1 protein-coding gene and 1 pseudogene are annotated in these 1,548 nt (G+C 63.2%); both read left to right on the top strand.

All coding sequences use genetic code 11. The features are described 5' to 3' along the window. Positions 1–127: 127 nt before the first annotated feature. Positions 128–562: pseudogene (locus tag ACHHZ7_RS25355) on the top strand (Mu transposase C-terminal domain-containing protein); the annotation flags it as partial. 2 nt (positions 563–564) lie between these two features. Continuing rightward, the coding region (locus tag ACHHZ7_RS25350; protein ID WP_225317960.1) for a TniB family NTP-binding protein at positions 565–1,548 on the top strand (984 nt) is incomplete at its 3' end.

Below are 1,548 nucleotides of genomic sequence, written 5' to 3'. Positions count from 1 at the left end.
GCCAGGCCTCAGCATTTTATTATGGTGATCCCCTGGGCGAAATGCGCCTGGTAAGCAGAGTTTTTGAAATGTAAGGCCTTTGAATAAGACAAAAGGCTGCCTCATCGCTAACTTTGCAACAGTGCCCGCCGATGCGCTCAAGCCGTGGATTGCGCGGCGTGAACGCTGGCCGTCCTTTCTGATCCGGCGCGATCCGCGCGACATCAGCCGTATCTGGGTCCTGGAACCGGAGGGACAGCATTACCTGGAAATTCCCTACCGTACCTTGTCGCATCCGGCTGTCACCCTCTGGGAACAACGGCAGGCGCTGGCGAAACTGCGGCAGCAAGGGCGCGAACAGGTGGATGAGTCGGCGCTGTTCCGCATGATCGGCCAGATGCGTGAGATTGTGACCAGCGCGCAGAAGGCCACACGCAAGGCGCGGCGTGACGCGGATCGCCGCCAGCACCTCAAGACATCAGCTCGGCCGGACAAGCCCGTTCCGCCGGATACGGATATTGCCGACCCGCAGGCAGACAACTTGCCACCCGCCAAACCGTTCGACCAGATTGAGGAGTGGTAGCCGTGGACGAATATCCCATCATCGACCTGTCCCACCTGCTGCCGGCGGCCCAGGGCTTGGCCCGTCTTCCGGCGGACGAGCGCATCCAGCGCCTTCGCGCCGACCGCTGGATCGGCTATCCGCGCGCAGTCGAGGCGCTGAACCGGCTGGAAGCCCTTTATGCGTGGCCAAACAAGCAACGCATGCCCAACCTGCTGCTGGTTGGCCCGACCAACAATGGCAAGTCGATGATCGTCGAGAAGTTCCGCCGCACCCACCCGGCCAGCTCCGACGCCGACCAGGAGCACATCCCGGTGTTGGTCGTGCAGATGCCGTCCGAGCCGTCCGTGATCCGCTTCTACGTCGCGCTGCTCGCCGCGATGGGCGCGCCGCTGCGCCCACGCCCACGGTTGCCGGAAATGGAGCAACTGGCTCTGGCACTGCTGCGCAAGGTCGGCGTGCGCATGCTGGTGATCGACGAGCTGCACAACGTGCTGGCCGGCAACAGCGTCAACCGCCGGGAATTCCTCAACCTGCTGCGCTTCCTCGGCAACGAACTGCGCATCCCGTTGGTTGGGGTAGGCACGCGCGACGCCTACCTAGCCATCCGCTCCGATGACCAGTTGGAAAATCGCTTCGAGCCGATGATGCTGCCGGTATGGGAGGCCAACGACGATTGCTGCTCACTGCTGGCCAGCTTCGCCGCTTCGCTCCCGCTGCGCCGGCCTTCCCCAATTGCCACGCTGGACATGGCTCGCTACCTGCTCACACGCAGCGAGGGCACCATAGGGGAACTGGCGCACTTGCTGATGGCGGCGGCCATCGTCGCCGTGGAGAGCGGCGAGGAAGCGATCAACCATCGCACACTCAGCATGGCCTGTCGACAACCTCTCGCGCAACCAAGACATCGCGGTCGGACTGCAAGTGATCTTGAAGCCACGGGCCCGTCCCACCCCGACATGGACCTCGATGCCCGAACGGACGTTAGATTTCGAGTTCTAGGCGTT

This window comes from Citrobacter freundii complex sp. 2024EL-00216, from assembly GCF_043945515.1.
GTDB lineage: Bacteria > Pseudomonadota > Gammaproteobacteria > Enterobacterales > Enterobacteriaceae > Citrobacter > Citrobacter portucalensis.
Note: the sequence above shows the minus strand (reverse complement) of the source record. Positions and strands in the feature narration are given on the sequence as shown.